The sequence below is a fragment of the Idiomarina baltica OS145 genome (assembly GCF_000152885.1).
GTDB lineage: Bacteria > Pseudomonadota > Gammaproteobacteria > Enterobacterales > Alteromonadaceae > Idiomarina > Idiomarina baltica.
Genome location: NZ_CH672408.1, coordinates 21,120 through 22,606 on the forward strand (window position 1 = coordinate 21,120; position 1,487 = coordinate 22,606).

General features: G+C 42.9%; 2 protein-coding genes. One reads left to right on the forward strand and one right to left on the reverse strand.

What is annotated here, in order from left to right:
* Positions 1–57: 57 nt before the first annotated feature.
* Positions 58–456 carry a 50S ribosomal protein L17 gene (rplQ, locus tag OS145_RS10660; protein ID WP_006956458.1) on the forward strand — a complete coding sequence of 133 codons (399 nt, stop codon included), beginning with the start codon at positions 58–60 and terminating at the stop codon, positions 454–456.
* Positions 457–532: 76 nt separating this feature from the next.
* Here rplQ and OS145_RS10665 read toward each other — a convergent pair whose 3' ends face one another.
* Positions 533–1,345 carry a hypothetical protein gene (locus OS145_RS10665; protein ID WP_131382171.1) on the reverse strand — a complete coding sequence of 271 codons (813 nt, stop codon included), beginning with the start codon at positions 1,343–1,345 and terminating at the stop codon, positions 533–535.
* Positions 1,346–1,487: the final 142 nt, after the last annotated feature.

The window sequence follows — 1,487 nt, forward strand, 5'->3', positions numbered from 1 at the left end:
CTTGATCGACAACGACTAAGTTACCTTGGTAATTGATTTACTGAGAAGGGTATAGGTATGCGCCATCGTAAGAGTGGTCGTCAACTCAATCGTAACAGCAGCCATCGTCAAGCGATGTTCCGCAACATGGCTAGCTCGTTGGTGCGTCATGAGATCATCAAAACGACGTTGCCAAAAGCGAAAGAGTTGCGTCGCGTAGTCGAGCCGTTGATCACAATGGCTAAGCAAGACAGCGTTGCAAATCGCCGTTTAGCATTTGCACGTACACGTGATAAAGAAGTAGTGGGCAAGCTTTTCAATGAACTTGGTCCGCGTTATGAATCTCGCCCAGGTGGCTACACTCGCATTATGAAGTGTGGTTTCCGTGCAGGTGATAACGCACCAATGGCTTACATTGAATTGGTTGGCCGTCCCGAAGTAGAGGAAGTCGAAGAAGTAGCGGAAGCTGCGGAATAAGATTTCTGATACTAAAAAAAGCCGGCTTTTCAGCCGGCTTTTTTATATCCGTTACGCATGGTTTACGCATGGTGAGCTATTTGTCGGCTTTATTGTTATAGACTTTTGCGATTTGCTGTTCAGTTAAGTAGCCGTGCTCTTTAAACCATTCCAATTCTTCGCGATTAATCCCCTGTGCCTTTGCCTCAACTATAAAGCGATTCCACTGTTCAGGTTTAGGTCTTGTCTTCTGCTCTGCATTGTTAAAATTAAAAAAGTCTTTTACAGCGACAAATGCATGTTTGGTGATTTGAGGTATTTCCTTTATAGAAGAAACGACTGCATCTAGAAAATTATCAGGCGAACTCTCGGCAGCCGATTTAACGACCGTTTCGCTCATTCTAGGTTCACTCACTATGGCTACCCGTACAATAGTATTTAATTTTTCCGGTGCGAGACGAGTTGCTGTCGTCACAATATCATCGATATAACTTGGCTCTACATCTATTGCTTGCGCGATGGTTTCGTCGAACGCCTGCGGCGCGACTAAGTGAGTTGTCGTTAGCACGTCGGAAGTGAGAGCCGGCTCAACCTGAATAACCGCACGGTTAATAACTGGAATTCGTGTCGGGTAATGTTGATAGGCGGCAATTAAGATTTGATTGACGTGTTGTGGGTAGTGATTGACAAGTATTCTTACCGTACGCGTAATAGAAAAGTTGTAATTTAGGTGGTCATCAATAACCGAGTTGTATTTGTCTACTAACTTTTTTTCTTGTGGTGTGAGTGTTGCTAAGTTGAGGTCAAATGCTTTGGCGCCTACAACGGGGTTAGTTGATTTTACGTGAACGTTAAAATTAGCCTTTGCTTCTCCGGATACAATAAAAAGACTCGCAGTGAAAACTGTCACGAGCGATAGTCTCGTACAAAAGTGCATTATAGATCCCCCAATACGACTAAATTACATCCATGTTTTATGTGTACATACTTGCTTTGTTTGTTATTTATAGTTAAAAGTTCCCATGAATCAAACAATAAAGCAACAAATAGGT